The 21,512-nt window shown below is 56.1% G+C and carries 22 protein-coding genes; 11 read left to right on the top strand and 11 right to left on the bottom strand.

Annotated features, from left to right (window positions below; genetic code table 11):
- Window positions 1-28 precede the first annotated feature (28 nt).
- A complete protein-coding gene (gene argS / locus BV390_RS00820; protein WP_064384317.1) occupies window positions 29-1,762 on the bottom strand; it encodes an arginine--tRNA ligase in 1,734 nt (577 codons plus the stop codon).
- A gap of 231 nt (window positions 1,763-1,993) precedes the next feature.
- Here argS and BV390_RS00815 point away from each other — a divergent pair, with 231 nt between their 5' ends.
- Entirely contained in the window at window positions 1,994-2,563 is a 570-nt protein-coding gene (locus BV390_RS00815; protein ID WP_032686912.1) for a VOC family protein, read from the top strand.
- A 75-nt stretch (window positions 2,564-2,638) separates the two neighbouring features.
- Window positions 2,639-3,382 (top strand): copper homeostasis protein CutC, encoded by a 744-nt coding sequence (gene cutC, locus BV390_RS00810; RefSeq protein ID WP_085396364.1) that lies wholly within the window; start codon window positions 2,639-2,641, stop codon window positions 3,380-3,382.
- Window positions 3,383-3,470: 88 nt separating this feature from the next.
- Here the strand turns inward: cutC and cmoB are convergent, their stop codons facing one another.
- Genes cmoB through BV390_RS00785 form a run of 5 tightly spaced genes read right to left on the bottom strand, consistent with a single transcriptional unit; the run spans window position 3,471 to window position 7,094 of the window.
- The gene (gene cmoB / locus BV390_RS00805) at window positions 3,471-4,484 is read right to left on the bottom strand and encodes a tRNA 5-methoxyuridine(34)/uridine 5-oxyacetic acid(34) synthase CmoB (RefSeq protein ID WP_032686914.1); all 1,014 of its coding nucleotides are present in this window, start codon (window positions 4,482-4,484) and stop codon (window positions 3,471-3,473) included.
- Window positions 4,481-5,224, bottom strand: a complete 744-nt coding sequence (gene cmoA, locus BV390_RS00800) for a carboxy-S-adenosyl-L-methionine synthase CmoA (protein ID WP_004864067.1) — start codon at window positions 5,222-5,224, stop codon at window positions 4,481-4,483. The genes cmoB and cmoA overlap by 4 nt, the downstream gene beginning before the upstream one ends.
- Window positions 5,225-5,263: 39 nt before the next feature.
- Entirely contained in the window at window positions 5,264-5,659 is a 396-nt protein-coding gene (locus BV390_RS00795) for an MAPEG family protein (protein WP_004864064.1), read from the bottom strand.
- 53 nt (window positions 5,660-5,712) lie between these two features.
- Window positions 5,713-6,531, bottom strand: a complete 819-nt coding sequence (locus BV390_RS00790; RefSeq protein WP_032699337.1) for a DUF72 domain-containing protein — start codon at window positions 6,529-6,531, stop codon at window positions 5,713-5,715.
- The gene (locus BV390_RS00785) at window positions 6,528-7,094 is read right to left on the bottom strand and encodes a hydrolase (RefSeq protein ID WP_032699338.1); all 567 of its coding nucleotides are present in this window, start codon (window positions 7,092-7,094) and stop codon (window positions 6,528-6,530) included. The genes BV390_RS00790 and BV390_RS00785 overlap by 4 nt, the downstream gene beginning before the upstream one ends.
- Before the next feature lie 267 nt (window positions 7,095-7,361).
- On the opposite strand from BV390_RS00785, the gene aspS reads away from it, so the two are divergent.
- The 6 genes from aspS (at window position 7,362) to ruvB (ending at window position 12,782) form a co-directional block, all read left to right on the top strand.
- A complete protein-coding gene (aspS, locus tag BV390_RS00780) occupies window positions 7,362-9,149 on the top strand; it encodes an aspartate--tRNA ligase (RefSeq protein ID WP_085396363.1) in 1,788 nt (595 codons plus the stop codon).
- Window position 9,150: 1 nt separating this feature from the next.
- Window positions 9,151-9,594 carry a dihydroneopterin triphosphate diphosphatase gene (gene nudB / locus BV390_RS00775; protein WP_032686918.1) on the top strand — a complete coding sequence of 148 codons (444 nt, stop codon included), beginning with the start codon at window positions 9,151-9,153 and terminating at the stop codon, window positions 9,592-9,594.
- A gap of 61 nt (window positions 9,595-9,655) precedes the next feature.
- Entirely contained in the window at window positions 9,656-10,396 is a 741-nt protein-coding gene (locus BV390_RS00770; protein ID WP_085396482.1) for a YebC/PmpR family DNA-binding transcriptional regulator, read from the top strand.
- A gap of 154 nt (window positions 10,397-10,550) precedes the next feature.
- Window positions 10,551-11,072 (top strand): crossover junction endodeoxyribonuclease RuvC, encoded by a 522-nt coding sequence (ruvC, locus tag BV390_RS00765; protein ID WP_004864044.1) that lies wholly within the window; start codon window positions 10,551-10,553, stop codon window positions 11,070-11,072.
- A gap of 79 nt (window positions 11,073-11,151) precedes the next feature.
- Window positions 11,152-11,763, top strand: a complete 612-nt coding sequence (gene ruvA, locus BV390_RS00760) for a Holliday junction branch migration protein RuvA (protein ID WP_004864039.1) — start codon at window positions 11,152-11,154, stop codon at window positions 11,761-11,763.
- Between the two features lie 8 nt (window positions 11,764-11,771).
- Window positions 11,772-12,782, top strand: a complete 1,011-nt coding sequence (gene ruvB / locus BV390_RS00755) for a Holliday junction branch migration DNA helicase RuvB (protein ID WP_032686919.1) — start codon at window positions 11,772-11,774, stop codon at window positions 12,780-12,782.
- Window positions 12,783-12,870: 88 nt separating this feature from the next.
- On the opposite strand, the gene znuB is transcribed toward ruvB, so the two are convergent.
- Both znuB and znuC read right to left on the bottom strand, forming a co-directional pair.
- Window positions 12,871-13,656, bottom strand: coding sequence for a zinc ABC transporter permease subunit ZnuB (gene znuB / locus BV390_RS00750; protein ID WP_032686920.1), 786 nt, complete (start codon window positions 13,654-13,656; stop codon window positions 12,871-12,873).
- Window positions 13,656-14,408, bottom strand: coding sequence for a zinc ABC transporter ATP-binding protein ZnuC (gene znuC / locus BV390_RS00745; RefSeq protein WP_032686921.1), 753 nt, complete (start codon window positions 14,406-14,408; stop codon window positions 13,656-13,658). Before znuC ends, znuB begins: the two co-directional genes overlap by 1 nt.
- Before the next feature lie 78 nt (window positions 14,409-14,486).
- On the opposite strand from znuC, the gene znuA reads away from it, so the two are divergent.
- The 3 genes from znuA (at window position 14,487) to lpxM (ending at window position 17,918) form a co-directional block, all read left to right on the top strand.
- Window positions 14,487-15,431: a zinc ABC transporter substrate-binding protein ZnuA gene (gene znuA, locus BV390_RS00740; RefSeq protein ID WP_032686922.1), complete on the top strand. Its 945-nt coding sequence runs from the start codon at window positions 14,487-14,489 to the stop codon at window positions 15,429-15,431.
- A gap of 15 nt (window positions 15,432-15,446) precedes the next feature.
- Window positions 15,447-16,766, top strand: a complete 1,320-nt coding sequence (gene mepM / locus BV390_RS00735; RefSeq protein ID WP_032699367.1) for a murein DD-endopeptidase MepM — start codon at window positions 15,447-15,449, stop codon at window positions 16,764-16,766.
- Window positions 16,767-16,943: 177 nt separating this feature from the next.
- Window positions 16,944-17,918: a lauroyl-Kdo(2)-lipid IV(A) myristoyltransferase gene (gene lpxM / locus BV390_RS00730; protein ID WP_032695586.1), complete on the top strand. Its 975-nt coding sequence runs from the start codon at window positions 16,944-16,946 to the stop codon at window positions 17,916-17,918.
- Window positions 17,919-17,973: 55 nt separating this feature from the next.
- Here the strand turns inward: lpxM and dcuR are convergent, their stop codons facing one another.
- The 3 genes from dcuR to BV390_RS00715 form a co-directional block, all read right to left on the bottom strand.
- Entirely contained in the window at window positions 17,974-18,690 is a 717-nt protein-coding gene (gene dcuR, locus BV390_RS00725; protein WP_085396362.1) for a two-component system response regulator DcuR, read from the bottom strand.
- Between the two features lie 79 nt (window positions 18,691-18,769).
- The gene (locus BV390_RS00720) at window positions 18,770-20,455 is read right to left on the bottom strand and encodes an NAD-dependent malic enzyme (RefSeq protein ID WP_032686926.1); all 1,686 of its coding nucleotides are present in this window, start codon (window positions 20,453-20,455) and stop codon (window positions 18,770-18,772) included.
- A gap of 71 nt (window positions 20,456-20,526) precedes the next feature.
- Complete coding sequence (locus BV390_RS00715) at window positions 20,527-21,474, bottom strand: AEC family transporter (protein WP_085396361.1); 948 nt, start codon at window positions 21,472-21,474, stop codon at window positions 20,527-20,529.
- Window positions 21,475-21,512 lie beyond the last annotated feature (38 nt).

Here is a 21,512-nt window from a genome sequence, read left to right as displayed (position 1 = left end):
TGCCGGGGCGACAAATCACCCGTCTGACTTACATCCGCTCGACGGTTTCAATACCCAACGTATCCAGGCCCTGTTTCAGGGTTCTGGCCGTCAGCTGCGCCAGCTTCAGACGGCTGTTGCGTGCGGTATCGCTCTCGGCGGTGATAATCGGGCAATGCTCGTAGAAACCGGAGAACAGGCCGGCCAGATCGTAGAGATAGGCGCACATGACGTGCGGCGTTCCTTCACGGGCCACAACGGTCAGCGTCTCTTCGAACTGCAGCAGGCGCGCGGCCAGCTGCGCTTCACGCGCTTCGGTAATGATCACCGGCGCCGCAGCCAGCGCCTGCTCGTCAACTTCCGCTTTACGGAAGACGGACAGCACGCGGGTATAGGCATACTGCATATACGGCGCGGTGTTGCCTTCGAACGCCAGCATGTTATCCCAGTCAAATACATAGTCGGTGGTGCGGTTTTTGGACAGATCGGCATACTTCACTGCGCCAATACCGACCGCATTGGCCAGCTGTTCCAGCTCAGCGGCAGGCATGTCCGGATTCTTCTCGGCCACCAGGCGGCGCGCGCGCTCCAGCGCTTCATCCAGCAGATCCGCCAGCTTCACGGTACCCCCGGCGCGAGTTTTGAACGGCTTACCATCTTTGCCCAGCATCATGCCGAACATGTGATGTTCCAGCGGCACGGATTCCGGCACATAGCCCGCTTTACGCACGATCGTCCACGCCTGCATCAGGTGCTGGTGCTGACGGGAATCGATGTAGTAGAGTACCCGGTCGGCGTGCAGCGTTTCATAACGATACTTCGCACAGGCGATATCGGTCGTGGTGTAGAGGTAGCCGCCATCCTTTTTCTGGATGATGACGCCCATCGGTTCGCCTTCCTTGTTTTTATACTCATCAAGGAACACCACGGTTGCGCCTTCGCTCTCGACGGCCAGACCTTTAGCTTTCAGATCGGCAACAATGCCTGGCAGCATCGGGTTATACAGGCTTTCACCCATTACGTCATCGCGGGTCAGGGTGACGTTCAGACGATCGTAGGTAATCTGGTTTTGGGTCATGGTGATGTCAACCAGCTTGCGCCACATCTCCAGGAAGTAAGTATCGCCGCCCTGCAGTTTTACTACGTAGTTACGGGCGCGTTCGGCAAAGACTTCATCTTCGTCATAATGCTTTTTGGCATCGCGGTAGAAGCCTTCGAGATCGGACAGCGCCATTTCACCGGCGTTTTCCTGCTGCTGTTTTTCCAGCCAGGCGATCAGCATACCGAACTGAGTGCCCCAGTCGCCCACGTGGTTCGCGCGGATCACCTTATGACCGAGGAACTCAAGCGTACGGACGGCAGCGTCACCGATGATGGTGGAACGCAGATGGCCGACGTGCATCTCTTTGGCGACATTCGGCGCGGAGTAGTCAACGACGATAGTTTGCGCCTGCGGCCGGGCGACGCCCAGACGCTCTGACGCCAGCGCGCTGTTCACATTTTCCGCTAAAAAGGCCGGATCGAGGAAAATATTGATAAAGCCGGGCCCGGCGATTTCAACCTTGTTAGCAATCCCGTTAAGGTCGAGATGAGACAGTACCTGCTCTGCGAGTTGTCGCGGCGCCATACCCAGCTTTTTCGCTACTGCCATCACGCCGTTGGCCTGATAGTCGCCGAACTGGATTTTTGCTGACTGGCGGACCTGAGGTTCGCAATCGGCAGGCGCACCTGCCGCGATCAGGGCCTGGCTGACTTTTTCTGAGAGAAGAGCCTGAATATTCACCGGAATACCTTACGTTTAAGGCGCTATAACCCCTGCGGGGCGGCGCCGGAATGTGGACAAATTAGGGCAGGAGTATACTGCATTTGCGCCCATGCGTCAGCACCGCGCGCGCGTTGCCGGGCGGCACGCTTAATGAATAGCCACTCGACGAACCCGACAGAAGATTCCCGGTTGGTCGCCGCCGGGAAACGCGATAAATTACCCCCCCTTTGACCTGCATTGAGGTGCAATATGGCAAACTGGCAGCAAATTGATGAGCTTAACGATATTTCCGCGGATCTGCCGCGTTTCACCGACGCGTTAAGCGGTCTGGCCAGGCGACTTGGGTTGGATATCGCCCCGCTGGATGCCGACCATATTTCCCTGCGCTGTCACCAAAACGCCACGGCGGAGCGCTGGCGTCGCGGTTTTGAACAATGCGGCACGTTGCTGTCGGAAAACACCATCAACGGTCGACCTATCTGCCTGTTCAAACTGGATGAGCCGGTTGCGGTGGCCCACTGGCGTTTCAGCGTGGTTGAGCTGCCGTGGCCGGGTGAAAAGCGCTATCCGCATGAAGGATGGGAGCACGTTGAAATCGTGCTGCCGGGCGAGGCGGATGCGCTCAATGCTCGCGCGCTGGCGCTGCTGTCTGATGAGGGATTAAGTCAGCCGGGGATTTTTGTCAAAACCAGCTCGCCGAAAGGGGAGCGCGAACGGCTGCCAAACCCGACTCTGGCGGTGACGGACGGCAGCGTCACGATTAAATTTCACCCGTGGTCAATTGAGCAAATTGTCGCCAGCGAACAATCTGATGCGTAACAGTGTGAAGCGACGCGGTTTTTGAACGGATAAATCATGACATGCTGTGTTGCCCGCAGCGTAAAGGAGAAGGAAATGACGCTACTGGAAGTCTGCTGTTACAGCATGGCCTGTGCGCAAGAGGCGCAGCGCTGTGGTGCCGATCGCATTGAGCTCTGCGCCGCGCCACATGAAGGGGGATTAACCCCGTCGCTGGGTGTGCTGAAAACAGTACGCGCAACGGTGACCATTCCGGTGCATCCGATTATTCGCCCGCGCGGCGGTGATTTTTGCTACACCGAGAGCGAGTTTGCGGCGATGCTCGATGATGTGGTGACGGTCAGGGAGCTGGGTTTTCCCGGCGTGGTCATTGGCGTGTTAGATGCGGATGGTCGGGTCGATATCGCGCGCATACAAAAAATCATGGCGGCGGCCGGTTCGCTGGCGGTCACGTTCCATCGGGCTTTTGATATGTGTGCGGATCCGTATCAGGCTTATCGCACGCTGGCCGATTCCGGCGTGGCCCGTATCCTGACATCGGGTCAGCAGGCCAGCGCGGAAAAAGGTCTTTCATTAATTACGGAACTTATTGCCCTGGGGGATACTCCAACCATTATGGCTGGTGCAGGTGTTCGAGCGGCCAACCTGGCGAAGTTTCTTCAGGCTGGCGTAAAAGAAGTCCACAGCTCAGCCGGGCACTGGGTGCCATCGCCAATGCGCTTCCGTCATTCCGGATTGTCGATGTCCGCCGATGCCGACGCAGATGAATATTCGCGCTATGCCGTGAATGGCGTAGCGGTGGCAGAAATGAAGCAAATCATTTCTGCGCAGAGAAGTTAAACCGTTTTTTGCTGCACATCATGTCGCCCAATATGATGATTGCCCGTACCAGGCCCCTGCAATTTCAACAGGGGTCTTTTTTTGACCTTTATTTGCAGCCGGCTGACTTTTTCGCCAGCGACTGCTGGGTTTCGGGTTTGTTGGCAATAATCACCGCGCGCACCGGCGCCGGGTAACCTTCAAGCGTTTTACCGCTGTCGTCGGGGTCGAGGAAGTCAGCCAGTGACTCCGTAATCATCCATTCGGTACGGCGCTGCTCTTCGGTGGTGGTAGCGCAGACATCGACAATCCGCACATCGACAAATCCACACTTCTCCAGCCACATTTTCAACGCCGCGGCCGACGGAATAAAGTAGACGTTGCGCATCTGCGCATAGCGGTCGCCCGGGACCAGAACGGTATTTTCATCCCCTTCGACCACCAGCGTCTCCAGCACCAGTTCGCCACCGTCGACCAGCTGATCTTTGAGCTGCCATAAATGGTCGAGCGGCGAGCGGCGGTGGTACAGCACGCCCATCGAAAAGACGGTATCGAAGGCGTTCAGTGCCGGAAGCTGCTCAATGCCCAGCGGCAACAGGTGGGCACGCTGATCGTTACCCAGCAGCTTACGCACCGCTTCAAACTGGCATAAAAACAGCTGTGTCGGGTCAATCCCGACCGCCAGATGCGCGCCGGCGCCGATCATGCGCCACATGTGATATCCGCTGCCGCAGCCAACGTCGAGAATCGTGCGTCCGGTCAGATCGGAGAGGTGCGGCAATACGCGCTCCCATTTCCAGTCAGAACGCCATTCGGTATCGATATTCACGCCGTACAGCGAGTATGGCCCTTTGCGCCAGGGCATCAGGTTTTTCAGCAGATTCTCTACGCGCAGCCGATGGCCTTCGCTTAGCGGCGTTTCGCTTTCGGCGGTGACGCTATGCAGCAGGTCCAGGCGATACGGAGCCAGTTCCGGCAGAAACTCTACGGCCCGTTCCCACTCGCGGAATTTGCCGTGCAGAGCTTCCCGTTGCCAGGCCGCTACCTGGGCGGGGAGTGTCTCCAGCCAGTGAGATAGCGGGCTGAGGGCAATACGTTGATAAAAATGATTGAAATCGATCATGCTTTTTCCTCTGATTTCACCGCCACCAGTGAACCAAAGTTAAAGCACTGGAACCACAATTCGGCATGTTCAAACCCGGCTTTATGCAGGCGGGCTTTGTGCGTTTCGACCGAATCGGTCAACATGACGTTTTCCAGCATGCTGCGCTTCTGGCTGATTTCCAGTTCGCTGTAGCCATTGGCACGCTTAAAGTCGTGATGCATGTTGAACAGCAGTTCGCCAACATGCGCATCTTCAAAACTGAATTTTTCGGACAGCACCAGCGCGCCACCGGGATTCAGCCCCTGGTAAACCTTATCCAGAATGGCCTGGCGTTCGTCGGGGGCCAGAAACTGAATGGTGAAGTTCAGCACCACCATGGAGGCGTTGTCGATGGTAATATCACGAATATCGCCTTCCACAACCTCGACCGGCGTTGGCGCTTTATAGGCATCGATGTGGCGACGGCAGCGTTCGACCATCGCCGAAGAGTTATCCACCGCGACAATTTTGCAGCCAGGGTGGGCAATGTTACGCCGGATAGAGAGCGTTGCCGCTCCAAGCGAGCAGCCGAGGTCGTAAACCTGGGTATCGGGCTGAACGAAGCGTTCAGCCAGCATGCCGATCATAGAAATGATATTGGAATAGCCGGGCACGGAGCGCTGGATCATATCCGGGAAGACTTCAGCAACCCGTTCATCAAAGGTCCAGTCGCCGAGGCTGGCAATCGGCGCGGAAAAAAGCGTATCGCGGTGAGACATAACGTTAAACCCGAAAAAACGAAAACGGCGTATTGTGCGCTAATGTAAGGAGAAAACCAACTCCCAGGGCATATACCACAGATTCGCGAGCACCATCAGCAACAGGGCGCACCAGGTGGCGCTCATTCCGGAGCGACGCCAGCTGAAAAGCCGGTGGTGAAAACCGTAGGAGTGCATCAGTCGTCCGGCAATCAGCAAGATACCGCAGACGTGCACCATCCAGTTCTGCGCGCCATTCATCTCCATAAACAGCAGCAGGATGATGCCAATGGGGACATACTCAACGGCGTTGCCGTGCACGCGGATAGCAACCTGTAGTTCGCTAAACCCTCCGTCACCATACCCGACGTGGTATTGCGTGCGCAGACGTACAACATCAAAAGAAAACTTAATTAGCAATAACGCACCCAACACCGCGTACAGCGCGCTGACCATACAAAAAACTCCCTTTCACTCTTTGAGATGGCTCCGATTAGCATAGCAGGATATCAGAAAAGCGCGGTTTGCTGCGGAATTGACGGTGCGCTCCCGACCTCTGGCATCACCCGGCGTAAATCTTCCCAAAGCGTGCTGACCAGCTCCGGGGCCTGTGCGATGTCCGGGGTGTGGAGAAATAAATAGGGCGTTGTCGACTGACGCCATTTGGCTAAGGTCTGCAGCCAGACGCCAAACAGCCGGTGATTGTGGACCATGTCATCGCTGCCGATAAAGCGAACCAGCGGATTCCCCGCCGTGACCACGGCATGAACCGGAAGCTTGGGTTTTTTACGCTGGGCGTCGATCATGGCCGGATTTCGCGCGACGGCGCTATGCACCGGGCGGCTGTCGAGGATGGCGCGATTCACGTTACGCTGATGCAGCCCGCGATTGAGCGCCTTTTCGGCGTCCCCTTTGGCGAAAAACTCCGGATGCCGCACTTCGACGCCATAGGTGAATGAGGTCGGCAGAGTATCGAGAAAGTGCCACAGGGCAGGGAGGTCGCCGGGGCCAAAGGTGGCGGGCAGCTGCAGCCAGTACTGGCCAATACGCGTTTCCAGCGGCGCCAGACGAGTAAAAAACTCGTGGCTCAAGTCGTCGCAATGGCGCAGGGCGGCCTGATGCGAAATGGTGGCCGGGAATTTAAAGCAGAAGCGAAAATTATCGTGGGTTTGCTCATACCAGCGGGCGACGATTTCCGCCTTCGGCAAGGCGTAAAGGGTCGTATTACCCTCCACGCAGTTAAAGTGGCGAGCATACTCTTCAAGGCTGGTGATGCCCAGACGCACCCACTTCGGGTGCGACCATTGCGGGAGCCCGATATAAATCATAAGGCGGAGAGCACGTCCTCGGTGCTGCGCACGCGGGCGATGCGCGGGAAAATATGGGTCATGCTGCCCTGGTGCTGCTCGGCTGAGGCGGCGCTGCAGGCGTCTTCGACGATAACCAGGTTGAAGCCCAGCTCCCAGGCATTACGCGCGGTGGATTCAACGCCGATGTTGGTGGAGATGCCACAGAGAATAATGGTATCAATACCGCGACGGCGTAGCTGCAGTTCGAGGTCAGTACCATAGAAGGCGCCCCACTGGCGTTTGGTGACTTCGATATCGCCGTCCTGTTTGCCCAGCGCCTGCGGCCAGGCCCACCAGTTGTCCGGCAGGGCGTGCCCGCCGGCCTGCGCGTCAACCGGCTGTTTCAGCGCTTCGGCAAAATCAGCGGACCAGCCGACGCGGACCATGATGACCGGCGAGCCTTGTTGACGGCACTTTTCGGCCAGACGGGCTGCGCGCGTTACCACGTCATCGGCACGATGCGGCCCGCCGGCGAAGGGCAAAATACCCTCTTGCAGATCGATGACAACGAGCGCAGTTTTTTTCGCATTGAGTTCTAACATGGTATCCCCGTATCTTCTTCTGTGGTTTGACCGTTACAATACCGTTGCCGATCCGGCTCATGGGTAACAATTTTTGTTAATTTTTGTGAGCACAGGCAATAAGCGTACAGCAAAGCAACGTACAAACTGCATCGGGCTTATCGTGCGGCGGAAATTCTATTATAATGGCCGCCTTTTTTCATTCAGTTGTGACATTCAGCTAAAGCTGCGACTCCGTCGCCTGCGAGGCAGGCACAATCCGCCTGCGGCTAAGTTAAGGGATATCTCATGCGTACAGAATATTGCGGACAGCTACGTCTGTCCCACGTGGGGCAGCAGGTGACTCTGTGTGGTTGGGTCAACCGTCGTCGTGATCTTGGTAGCCTTATCTTCATTGATATGCGTGACCGCGAAGGCATCGTGCAGGTGTTTTTCGATCCGGATCGTGCGGAGGCGTTAAAGCTGGCTTCCGAACTGCGCAATGAGTTTTGCATCCAAATCACCGGTACCGTACGCGCGCGCGACGAAAAAAACGTCAACAGCGAGATGGCCACCGGCGACATCGAAGTGCTGGCCTCTTCGCTGACGATCATCAACCGTGCAGAAGCGCTGCCGCTTGACTCCAATCACGTCAACACCGAAGAAGCGCGACTGAAATACCGTTACCTGGACCTGCGTCGTCCGGAAATGGCTCAGCGCCTGAAAACTCGTGCGAAAATCACCAGCTTCGTGCGCCGCTTTATGGACGATCACGGTTTCCTCGATATCGAAACCCCGATGCTGACCAAAGCGACCCCGGAAGGTGCGCGTGACTATCTGGTTCCGAGCCGCGTGCACAAAGGCAAATTCTACGCGCTGCCGCAGTCTCCTCAGCTGTTTAAACAGCTGCTGATGATGTCCGGTTTTGACCGTTACTATCAGATAGTTAAATGCTTCCGTGACGAAGACCTGCGTGCAGATCGCCAGCCGGAATTCACCCAGATCGATGTGGAAACCTCCTTTATGACCGCGCCGCAGGTGCGTGAAGTCATGGAAGAGCTGGTTTACAAACTGTGGCTGGACGTGAAGGGCGTCGACCTGGGCAAATTCCCGGTGATGACCTTTGCGGAAGCCGAGCGCCGCTTCGGTTCTGATAAGCCGGATCTGCGTAACCCGATGGAGCTGGTCGATATTGCCGACCTGGTGAAGGCCGTGGAGTTTGCCGTCTTCTCCGGCCCGGCCAATGATGCCAAAGGGCGCGTCGCTGCGCTGCGCGTGCCGGGTGGCGCTGCGCTGACCCGTAAACAAATTGATGAGTATGGCAAGTTCGTGCAGATCTATGGCGCGAAAGGTCTGGCTTACATGAAAGTCAACGAGCGTGCGAAAGGTCTCGAAGGCATCAACAGCCCGGTAGCGAAATTCCTCACCGCGGAAATCGTTGAGGCGATCCTTGAGCGCACCGGCGCCCAGGATGGCGACATGATTTTCTTCGGCGCCGACAACAAGAAAGTGGTTGCCGATGCGCTGGGCGCGCTGCGTCTGAAGCTGGGTAAAGACCTGAGTCTGACCGACGAAACCAAATGGGCGCCGCTGTGGGTGATCGACTTCCCGATGTTCGAAGATGATGGTGAAGGCGGTCTGACCGCGATGCACCACCCGTTCACGTCGCCGAAAGACATGACCGCGGAAGAGCTGAAAGCCGCGCCGGAAACCGCGATCGCCAACGCCTACGATATGGTGATCAACGGTTATGAAGTGGGCGGCGGTTCCGTCCGTATCCACAATGGCGACATGCAGCAGACGGTATTCGGCATCCTGGGCATCAACGAACAGGAACAGCGTGAAAAATTCGGCTTCCTGCTGGACGCGCTGAAATACGGTACGCCGCCGCACGCGGGTCTGGCCTTCGGTCTTGATCGTCTGACCATGCTGCTGACCGGTACCGATAATATCCGTGACGTTATTGCCTTTCCGAAAACCACCGCCGCGGCCTGTCTGATGACCGAAGCGCCGAGCTTTGCTAACCCGACTTCCCTGGGCGAGTTAGGTATTCAGGTTGTGGCGAAAGAGACAAAAGAGTCTCCGGAGAATAAGTAAGATGTCATTCAAGCTTCCCGTTTCCGTTCTGGTGGTCATTTATGCCGAAGATACGAAGCGGGTGCTGATGTTGCAGCGACGCGACGATCCCGCCTTCTGGCAGTCGGTAACCGGCAGCCTGGAAGCGGGGGAGACCGCAGCGCAAGCCGCCGTGCGTGAAGTAAAGGAAGAGGTCGCGATTGATGTTGCTCATGAGCAGCTGACCTTAATGGACTGTCAGCGCACGGTGGATTTCGAGATATTTTCTCATTTACGTCATCGCTACGCGCCGGGCGTTGAGCGCAATACGGAGTTTTGGTTCTGTCTTGCGCTCCCTCATGAACGCCAGATTGTCTTCACGGAACATCTGGATTACCGCTGGGTCAATGCGGCAGACGCTGCCGCATTGACCAAGTCGTGGAGTAACCGGCAGGCGATTGAAGAATTTGTAATTAACGCCGACTAGTCTTCCCAGCCGTTTGCAGGTCGAAAGGCTGTGGGAAGCAGGCATTTTTGGAGAGTTTTTTATGGCAGGTCATAGTAAATGGGCCAACACCAAACACCGCAAAGCGGCACAGGATGCCAAGCGCGGTAAGATCTTTACTAAAATCATTCGTGAGCTGGTTACCGCAGCGCGCCTGGGCGGCGGCGATGTCGCTTCCAACCCGCGTCTGCGTGCGGCAGTGGATAAAGCGCTGTCCAACAACATGACCCGCGACACGCTGAACCGCGCTATCGCCCGTGGCGTAGGCGGCGATGAAGACGCAAACATGGAAACCATCATTTATGAAGGTTACGGCCCAGGCGGCACCGCGGTCATGGTTGAATGTCTGAGTGACAATCGCAACCGTACCGTGGCTGAAGTGCGTCACGCTTTCAGCAAAACCGGCGGCAACCTCGGTACCGATGGTTCCGTGGCCTATCTGTTCAGCAAAAAAGGGGTGATCTCTTTTGAAGCGGGCGACGAAGACGTCATCATGGAAGCCGCGCTGGAAGCCGGTGCGGAAGACGTCGTGACCTATGACGATGGCGCGATTGACGTCTACACCGCGTGGGAAGAGATGGGCGCGGTGCGCGATGCGCTGGAAGCGGCTGGCCTGAAGGCTGACGTGGCCGAAGTATCGATGATTCCTTCAACCAAAGCGGATATGGATGCGGAAACAGCGCCCAAACTGCTGCGTCTGATCGATATGCTGGAAGACTGCGACGACGTGCAGGAAGTGTATCATAATGGCGAGATCTCTGATGAGGTCGCAGCAACGCTGTGATACCCGTAATCTTTCAGCCCACAGCGGTGTTGGCTCTCCCCGCTCACCCCGGTCAGGGAGTGAATCTACGCTCCCGGGGATTCGCGGCAGGGCCGCCTGGCTGTGAACTGAAATATTCAGGGGCTCAGGGATTAGTTATTACCGGAGGTGCGTGATGGCGATTATTCTCGGCATTGACCCGGGGTCACGCATTACCGGTTATGGCGTGATTCGTCAGGTCGGGCGACAGCTGAGCTATCTTGGCAGCGGCTGTATTCGGACCAAAGTCGACGATTTACCGTCGCGCCTGAAGCTGATTTACGCTGGCGTGACGGAAATTATCACCCAGTTTCAGCCGGACTATTTCGCCATTGAGCAGGTGTTTATGGCGAAAAACGCCGACTCAGCGCTGAAGCTGGGGCAGGCGCGCGGCGTGGCGATTGTCGCGGCGACCAATCAGGACCTTCCGGTCTTTGAGTATGCCGCAAGGCAGGTTAAGCAAACCGTGGTCGGCATCGGCAGCGCGGAAAAAAGCCAGGTGCAGCACATGGTGCGCACGCTGCTTAAACTTCCCGCCAACCCCCAGGCGGACGCGGCGGATGCGCTGGCTATCGCCATTACCCACTGCCACGTCAGTCAGAACGCGGCTCAGATCAGCGAGACGCGGCTCAATCTGGCGCGTGGCCGCTTACGATAACCTCAAATCAGGCTGGATATTCATCCAGCCTTTTTTTATGATACCGCAGATACTTTAGCCCTTAACGCAGGAGCTCCATGTGATAGGCAGACTCAGAGGCATCGTTCTCGAAAAACAACCCCCGCTTGTATTACTGGAAACGGGAGGCGTGGGCTATGAAGTACATATGCCAATGACCTGTTTTTATGAACTGCCGGATGTGGGTAACGAGGCCATCGTTTTTACCCATTTTGTCGTTCGCGAAGATGCGCAGCTGCTCTATGGTTTTAATAACAAGCAGGAACGCACCCTGTTTAAAGAGCTGATTAAAACCAACGGCGTCGGGCCAAAGCTGGCGCTGGCGATTCTCTCCGGCATGTCGGCGCAGCAGTTTGTTAATGCCGTAGAGCGTGAGGAGCTGGCTGCCCTGGTGAAACTGCCGGGTATCGGTAAGAAAACCGCTGAGCGTCTGATCGTTGAAATGAAAGACCGGTTCAAAGGTCTGCACGGCGATCTGTTTACGCCAGCGACGGATCTGGTGCTGACTTCACCGGCTGGCCCGTCTGATGACGATGCGGAGCAGGAAGCGGTTGCCGCGCTGGTGGCGCTGGGCTATAAACCTCAGGAGGCCAGCCGGATGGTGAGTAAAATCGCGCGCCCGGATGCTAACAGTGAAATGCTAATTCGTGAAGCGCTCCGCGCCGCGTTGTGAGGTAAGGGATGATTGAAGCAGACAGGCTGGTTTCAGCAGACAGCACCGGGTTTGAAGAGTCGGCCGATCGCGCAATCCGCCCCAAATTACTGGCAGAGTATGTCGGTCAACCGCAGGTGCGTTCGCAAATGGAGATTTTTATCCAGGCGGCAAAGCTGCGCGGGGATGCGCTCGATCACCTGCTGATCTTTGGCCCGCCGGGGCTTGGGAAAACCACCCTGGCAAATATCGTCGCCAATGAGATGGGCGTCAACCTGCGCACCACCTCCGGTCCGGTGCTCGAGAAGGCGGGCGATCTGGCCGCCATGCTCACCAATCTCGAACCCCACGACGTGCTGTTTATTGATGAAATACACCGCCTTTCGCCGGTGGTGGAAGAGGTACTGTATCCGGCGATGGAAGATTACCAGCTGGATATCATGATCGGCGAAGGGCCAGCGGCGCGGTCGATCAAAATCGACCTGCCGCCGTTTACCCTGATTGGCGCCACGACGCGCGCGGGGTCGTTAACCTCGCCGCTGCGTGACCGTTTCGGAATTGTACAGCGGCTGGAGTTTTACCAGGTCCCTGACCTGCAGCATATCGTCAGCCGCAGCGCCCGCTTTATGGGCCTGGAAATGAGCGACGAAGGGGCGCTGGAAGTGGCGCGCCGGGCGCGCGGTACGCCGCGTATCGCCAACCGTCTGCTGCGCCGGGTACGTGACTTTGCCGAGGTACGCCACGATGGCACCATATCGCTGGACATCGCCGCCCAGGCGCTGGACATGCTGAATGTTGATGCGGAAGGGTTCGATTATATGGACCGCAAACTTTTGCTGGCGGTCATCGATAAATTCTTCGGCGGCCCCGTCGGCCTGGATAACCTGGCGGCGGCGATTGGCGAAGAGCGGGAAACGATCGAGGATGTTCTGGAACCGTATCTGATCCAGCAAGGCTTTTTGCAGCGCACGCCGCGTGGGCGGATGGCGACGGTACGCGCCTGGAATCACTTCGGCATCACGCCGCCGGAAATGCCGTAATCTGCCTCCCGGCAGGTGAGCTGTGTCCATGTCCCGGCAGGGAGGATGACCCCGGTCGACTCGGCGTGACCGGGGAAGAGGGCATCGGTCAGGTGGCCGATTTTTTCATCATGCTGAAGATAAACAGCAGCGCGGCGCACAGCACCACGGACGGGCCAGCGGGGGTATCGTAAAACGCCGAGAAGGTCAGCCCACCGGTCACCGCGATAATCCCCACCCCAACGGCAGCTGCGGCCATCTGCTCCGGCGTACGGGCAAAGCGGCGCGCCGTGGCGGCAGGAATGATCAGCAGCGAGGTAATAATCAACGCGCCGACGAACTTCATGGCGACGCCAATGGTCAGCGCGGTGACCAGCATCAGCAGCAGTTTCACCCGCTGCAGCTTCACGCCATCGACAAACGCCAGATCGGGGCTGATGGTCATCGATAGCAAGTTGCGCCACTGCCAGAGCAGGATCGCCAGCACAATCACCACGCCAATGGCGATAGAGATCAAATCTTCCGGCGTTACCGCCAGTAAATCGCCAAACAGATAGGCCATCAGGTCGACGCGAATATTCGACATCAGGCTAACCACTACCAGACCCAGCGACAGCGCGCTGTGCGCCATAATCCCCAGTAAGGTATCGAGCGCCAGATGCGGGCGTTTTTCCAGCCACACCAGGCCGCCTGCCAACATTAAGGTCACGGCGATCACCGCATAAAACGGATTCACGTTAAGCAGCAGGCCGAAGGCCACGCCAAGCAAAGAGGCATGAGCTAACGTATCGCCGAAATAGGACATCCGGCGCCAGACCACGAACGACCCGAGCGGTCCTGCCGCACAGGCAAGCATAATACCGGCCAGCCAGCCGGGTAACAGGAGTTCAATCATCAGCGCTCATTTCCCCTACGCAGTACAATCCGCCCCTGCAGGTCATGGCGGTGATTATGATGGTGGCGATAGATCCCCAGCTGTTCCGCCCCGCGCTGGCCAAACATCGAGATAAACTGCGGATGCAGGGAGACCACTTCCGGGGTGCCGGAACAGCAAATATGTTGATTCAGGCACAGCACCTCATCGGTTTTCGCCATCACCAGATGCAGATCGTGGGAGACCATCAGCACCGAGCAATCAAGTTCCTGACGCAGCTGGTTTATCAGATCGTACAAGGCAACCTGTCCGTTAACGTCGACGCCCTGCGTGGGTTCATCCAGCACCAGCAGCTGCGGCTGGTTCAGCAGGGCCCGGGCCAGCAGCACGCGCTGGGTCTCGCCACCGGAGAGTTTTTGCATCGGCGCTTCAATCAGGTGCCCGGCCTGGACACGTTTCAGCGCCGGCAGGATATCCTGCTTACGGGTGCCGGGACGTAAGCGCATGAACCGGCTGACGGTCAGCGGCATCGTGGCATCCAGATGCAGTTTTTGTGGGACGTAGCCAATCCGCAGATTGTTCTCGCGCTTGATAACACCGTCACTCGGTGCTACCAGTCCAAGAACCACCCGCACGAGCGTGGATTTGCCTGCGCCATTAGGGCCGAGTAAGGTCAAAATTTTGCCGGGCTTTAGCGTCAGCGAAATGTCAGACAGTACGCGTCGTTGGCCGAAGGCGACCGAGACGTTTTCGAGAGTTACAAGATTTGTCATGTCAAATTAGGGGTTGCACAAGCGAGTGAATGTTATAATATCACATCTTTCTCATTCATTACGATGACTAGACGCATTATGTTACATAAAAATACGCTTCTTTGCGCTGGACTTGGCGCCGTTTTTTTGTTCGCTCAGACCTCTACGGCGAATGCCGCCGTGGTTACCTCAATGAAACCCTTAGGCTTTATCGCTTCCGCTATCGCTGATGGAGTCACGGAGACCCAGGTGCTCCTGCCTGACGGCGCTTCAGAGCATGATTATTCACTGCGTCCTTCCGATGCAAAACGCTTACAGAACGCAGACTTAGTGGTCTGGATTGGTCCAGAGATGGAAGCATTCATGGACAAGTCAACGCAAAGCATTGCGTCGAATAAAAAGGTGACCATTGCTGAGCTTGCCGGCGTGAAACCGCTGCTCATGAAAGGGGCGGATGACGACGATGACGATCATGGCCACGAACACGCCGCAGGTGAAAATAGTGACGGCGATCACCATCATGGTGTTTACAATATGCATCTGTGGTTATCCCCAGAGATAGCGCGGCTTTCAGCGGTTGCAATCCACGATAAATTATTGGAACTTATGCCGCAGAGTCGAGCCAAACTTGACGCTAACCTGAAAGAATTTGAGGCAAAATTAGCTTCAACCGATAAGCAGGTGAGTAACGAGCTCGCACCGCTGAAAGGAAAAGGGTATTTCGTTTTTCATGATGCCTATGGCTACTTTGAAAAACACTACGGTCTGACCTCACTGGGGCATTTTACCGTAAACCCTGAAATACAGCCCGGTGCGCAGCGTTTACACGAAATCAGAACACAGCTGGTTGAGCAAAAAGCCACGTGCGTTTTTGCTGAGCCACAGTTCAGGCCAGCCGTTATAGAAGCTGTTGCCAGGGGCACCTCTGTGCGCATGGGGACTCTGGACCCTCTTGGTACCGGGATTAAGCTGGGTAAAGAAAGTTACCCGCAGTTCCTCGACCAACTGGCGAAACAGTATTCGAGCTGCCTGAAAGGAGATTAACGAGGAAGTGAATACGTGCAACAGATAGCCCGCGCTGTCACTCAGGCATTCAACAATTTGCCACGACCTCACCGCGTCATGCTGGGGTCGTTGAGCGTTCTGACATTAGCGGTCGCCGTCTGGCGACCCTATATCTACCATCCGGAATCCGCCCCTATCGTCAGGACGATTGAGCTGGAAAAAAGCGAAATCCGTTCTCTGCTGCCGGAAGCCTCCGAGCCTATCGACCAGGCGCCGCAGGAAGAAGAAGCCATTCCTCAAGATGAACTGGATGATAAAGCCGACAGCGAGTCAGGCGGCCACGAATATGTGGTCTCCACTGGCGATACGCTGAGCAGCATCCTCAACCAGTATGGCATCGATATGGGCGATATCGCCCAGCTCTCCTCCGCCGACAAAGAGTTGCGCAACCTGAAAATTGGTCAGCAGCTCTCATGGACCTTAACGGCAGAGGGGGATTTGCAAAGTCTGACGTGGGAAATGTCGCGTCGTGAAACCCGCACCTACAACCGGGTCGCGAACGGCTTTAAAATGAGCAGCGAGCTGCAGAAAGGGGATTGGGTCAACAACGTGCTGAAAGGCACCGTGGGCGCCAGCTTTGTTGCCAGCGCTCGTGAAGCCGGACTGACCAGTACGGAAGTGAGCGCGGTGATCCGGGCGATGCAGTGGCAGATGGACTTCCGCAAGCTGAAAAAAGGCGATGAGTTCTCGGTATTGATGTCGCGCGAAATGCTTGACGGGAAACGGGAACAGAGCCAGCTGCTGGGCGTGCGTTTGCGTTCAGAGGGCAAGGATTATTACGCGATTCGTGCGGAAGACGGTAAGTTCTACGATCGTAACGGTACCGGTCTGGCGAAGGGCTTTATGCGCTTCCCGACGGCGCGCCAGTTCCGCGTCTCTTCGAACTTTAATCCGCGTCGTCTGAATCCGGTGACCGGGCGCGTCGCTCCGCACCGCGGCGTCGATTTTGCGATGCCGCAGGGGACGCCGGTTCTGGCGGTCGGCGATGGTGAAGTGGTGGTGGCTAAGCGCAGCGGCGCGGCGGGATACTATGTGGCCGTACGCCATGGCCGTACCTATACCACCCGCTATATGCACCTGCGTAAACTGCTGGTGAAACCGGGGCAGAAAGTGAAGCGCGGCGATCGTATTGCGCTGTCGGGTAACACCGGACGTTCTACCGGTCCGCATCTGCACTATGAAGTGTGGATTAACCAGCAGGCCGTGAACCCATTAACGGCGAAACTGCCGCGTACCGAAGGGTTGAGCGGTTCCGATCGCACCGATTATCTGGCGCAGGTCAAAGAGGTCATCCCGCAGCTGCGGTTTGACTAGCAGAATGTCAATGCAAGCCGGTGCCTGTCGCGCGCCGGCTTTTTCTTTTGTAGGTTCCCCATCGTATCGCTAAACTATACCCACAATAAGTCGTCTTACGGCTTCTGAGGCTGCAACTTGCGGTTTGACGGGATTACCCCATTATCTTTTTTTATGCAGTACGGCTGTGGACTGGGCATGGAAACGAAAAAAAATAATATTGAGTTTATTCCAAAGTTTGAAAAATCCTTTTTACTCCCGCGCTACTGGGGCGCCTGGCTGGGGGTTTTTGCGTTTGCCGGCATTGCCCTGACGCCTCCCTCTTTTCGCGATCCGATCCTCGGTAAACTGGGACGTGCGGTGGGTCGGCTGGCGAAAAGCTCGCGCCGTCGTGCGCAGATAAACCTGCTGTACTGCTTCCCGGAAAAGAGCGAGCAGGAGCGCGAGGCTATTATCGATGAAATGTATATGTCGGCGCCGCAGGCGATGGTCATGATGGCCGAGCTGGGTCTGCGGGATCCTGCACATATTCTTTCCCGCGTCGACTGGCAGGGCAAAGAGATCATCGAAGAGATGCAGCGCAATAACGAAAAGGTGATCTTCCTGGTGCCGCACGCCTGGGGAGTGGATATTCCGGCCATGTTGATGGCCTCGGGCGGTCAGAAAATGGCGGCAATGTTCCATAACCAGGGGAATCCGGTCTTTGACTACGTGTGGAATACCGTCAGACGTCGCTTTGGTGGGCGCATGCACGCGCGTAACGATGGCATTAAACCGTTTATCCAGTCGGTCCGCCAGGGCTACTGGGGCTACTATTTGCCCGACCAGGATCACGGTGCCGAGCACAGCGAGTTCGTCGATTTCTTTGCGACCTATAAAGCCACCTTACCGGCGATTGGCCGGCTGATGAAGGTCTGCCGCGCGCGCGTGGTGCCGCTGTTTCCGGTCTATGATGGTAAAACCCATCGTCTGACGGTGCTGGTACGTCCGCCGATGGATGACCTGCTGGACGCCGATGATCACACGATCGCGCGACGAATGAATGAAGAGGTCGAGATTTTCGTCAAGCCGCATACCGAGCAATATACCTGGATCCTCAAGTTGCTGAAGACGCGTAAGCCGGGGGAAATCGAGCCTTATAAGCGCAAAGAACTCTTCCCGAAAAAGAAATAGCGTCAGCCTGTGCCTCCACCGGCGTAGTAAAAGAGAGCCGATGAACCTGCCGGGTTCATCGGCTGTATTGTTTGAGTAAAGCCGTCTGCTCGCTAATCAACCGGTAGCGATATTCCGGTCGACCGGTGAGGCCGTAGTGATTATTGGTGAAGAGAATCCCCGTCTTTTCCAGCCAGATTAAATACTTACGGCACGAAACTCTGGAGATTTGCAGCGCGTTGGCGATCTCATTTGTCGAGAAGGCGTTCTCCTGATGGCTATCAATCCATTGGCACACCAGGCGCAGCGTTTGCGGCGTTAATCCCTTAGGTAAGCGGCGGGCGTTATCCGGGCGCTGAATACCGCTGCGCAGTAAATCGTCAACATCGGACTGCTCGTAGCGGGATTTGGCGTGCTGCAGCTCGCGTCGTTTGCGCCATGTCAGCAGCGCCTCTTCAAAACGCGGGAACTGAAACGGTTTAATTAAATAATCAACCACGCCATAGCGCATCGCCGTCTGGACGGTTGCCGCATCGGCGGCGGAAGTAATCATGATCGCATCGATACTGCGGGAGCTCGTACGCAGGATGGGCAGCAGATCCAGTCCGTTCTCTCGCTGCATGTACACATCCAGCAGGATCAAATCGATCGCGGGTACATGGTTCAGCATCTGCTCAGCTTCCGCCAGCGTTGAGGCGATACCACAGCAGCGAAAGTCGGCGACCCTGCTGATAAACAGCCGGTTCAGCTCTGCAACCATCGAATCATCATCCACAATAAGCACATTGAACATGCGCGGTTCCTTTGACTATCGGGAAGCAGGGGAGTCGACGCCTGGATGCTTCCCGCAGGATTAATGAAGGAACGTGTCGCTACAGCGATGAACGCTTATAGGAGGTGTAACGCGCGTGCCAGAAGGTTTTATCAATATTCGCGATCAGCTCTTCCTCGCTGAGTTTTTCGGCGACGCCTTCGGCCTGGGCCACCAGAGCGACATCAAGAGCAATGGCCCGGGAAATCATCTCAATCTCTTCCACCGGGGGTAATAACCCGCCTTTGCCGGTGGTGGCTAACGGCGAGTGGGCCGCCAGCGTTTTACTGCAGGTTATCAGCATGGCTTCGGTGACGCGCTCCGCCTTGGTCGCCAGGATGCCTAACCCCAGTCCTGGGAAAATATAGGCGTTGTTGCACTGAGCGATATCGTAGGTCGCCCCCTGACAGAACACCGGTTCGAACGGGCTGCCGGTGGCGATCAGCGCGTTACCCTGAGTCCATTCCAGCAAGTCTTTCGGCTGTGCTTCGGCGCGGGAGGTTGGGTTAGAGAGCGGCATCACGATCGGCCGTGGGCAGTGGCGGTGCATCTCTTTGATTATCGCTTCGCTGAACAGACCCGGCTGGCCGGATACGCCAATAAGCACGGTCGGGTGCACATTGCGCACCACATCCATCAACGACAGGTTGGCAGAGGTTACATCCCAGTGGGCTATAGCCTCCCGCGGCGTCACGAGGCTTTGCTGAAAATCGAGCAGATTGGGCATCTCATCGGTCAGTAAACCAAAGCGATCGACCATGAAGACCTGGCTGCGGGCTTCTTTCTCCGATAAACCATCATCAACCATCAGCGCAATAATTTTTTCGGCAATACCGCAGCCGGCGGAACCGCCGCCGAGGAACACAACCCGCTGGTCGCGCATACGGGTGCCTGCCACCGCGGCGGCGGCAATCAACGTACCGGTCGTGACGGCGGCTGTTCCTTGGATATCATCGTTGAAACAGCACAGCTGGTTGCGATAGCGATTAAGCAGGCGGCTGGCATTCTTCTGGGCAAAATCTTCGAATTGCAGCAGGACATGCGGCCAGCGACGTTTTACCGCATCGACAAACCTATCCATAAACTCCATATACTGATCGTCGTTAATGCGCGGATGACGCCAGCCCATATACAGCGGGTCTTCGAGGTGCTTCGCATTGTTGGTTCCGACATCCAGCATCACTGGCAACGTCGCAGCGGGATGAATGCCGCCGCAGGCGGTATACAACGAGAGTTTACCAATCGGAATGCCCATCCCGCCGATACCCTGATCGCCCAGGCCAAGAATACGCTCGCCATCGGTAACGACGATCACCTGAATATCGTGGCGGGAGAAGCCCTGCAGCATCTCGTCAATGTGATGCCGGTTAGGCCAGGAAATAAACAGACCGCGCCCACGACGATAAATTTCGGAGAAGTGTTCGCAGGCTTCTCCGACGGTTGGCGTATAAATCACCGGCAGCATCTCTTTCATATGACGGCGTAGCAAATGATAAAATAGCGTCTCGTTGGTATCCTGAATATTCCGCAGATAGATATGTCGGGAAATATCGCGCTTAAATTCACTGAACTGCTTCCACGCGCGCTCCGTCTGTTCTTCGATAGTTTCAACATTATGCGGAAGTAATCCCTGGAGATTAAACGCCGTTCTTTCCCCCTCGGTAAAAGCGAGCCCTTTATTTAACAGCGGATTTTCCAGCAGCACTGCGCCATTGTAAGGGGTATATAATGTTTCTTTGACTAACATTTGATGACTCCTGAACATTGTTTAAATAAAAACAGGTTTAACTTGATAGAAATGTTGCCCTGAGACGGTAATTAAGAAATTAAATAAATCATGATGCCTTCGGTGACCACGCCAATGGCGGTGCCGAGTAAAATAGAGGATGAGGCCGGCTCAATATAAGTATCGCTGCGCAGCGCAAACATACCGGCAGCGATGGCTGAAGGGGTGGCGCCAATGATAATGACCTGCTGCATCAGCGTATGGCTGAGACCAAAAGCCAGGCCTGCCGCGGCCATCATGGCGGGCTGAAGCAGATTTTTAATACTGATGTTGGTGCAGGTCTGAATATTAACCGTCGGGCGTTCTCCATAAAACAGCAGGCCAAGAGCAAACAGCGACAGGCCGCCGGCAATTTTCCCGACCATTTCAATCGGCATGCTGAGCATATGGGGAAGCTGTACGCCAGCAAGGCTCAGCAGCACCCCCGAGATCGGGATCCAGACAATAGGGTTTCTGATGGCTTTCAGCAGGTTTTGCATAATCAGCTTACCCGCATGAATTTTCTCTCCATCGCCAGCGGCATGTTTATCGCCCATCCGAATCAGGATTATCGTCAGGGGAATCATGAAGACGCTGGTGATTAAGTTGCCGATAAGCACGCCAAGAAACCCTTCGGGCCCAATCAGGACGGCAAGGACCGGCGCACCGAAATAGGCCATATCAGGAAATGCGCACACCAGGGACTGGAGCGCGCTGGTTTTGATGTCATGGCGGAATACGTAGCGCGAGATCAGCAGGGTAAGGAAATAAGACCCCATCAGGCCAATCACTAATACCGCCATAAAGGCGAAGTTTTTAATTTTATCCGGGTTGGTATTTAATGCGCCTATAAAAAGATGAAAGGGCAGAGCAAACCGAATGACGACGGTGGCTAACACCGAGGCATCTTCACGACGGGTATAGCCTAACTTACCGCTGAGCCAACCGAGTAACATGATAAAAACTAATGGGAACAATGATTGTAATAGCAGCGTAGGCATAAATTATCCTGAAAATAGGCTGTAGGGTTACTTGTGGT

The organism is Klebsiella sp. YJ, from assembly GCF_002108615.1.
Classification (GTDB): domain Bacteria; phylum Pseudomonadota; class Gammaproteobacteria; order Enterobacterales; family Enterobacteriaceae; genus Klebsiella; species Klebsiella planticola.
This window is presented reverse-complemented; position numbering and strand designations above follow the sequence as displayed.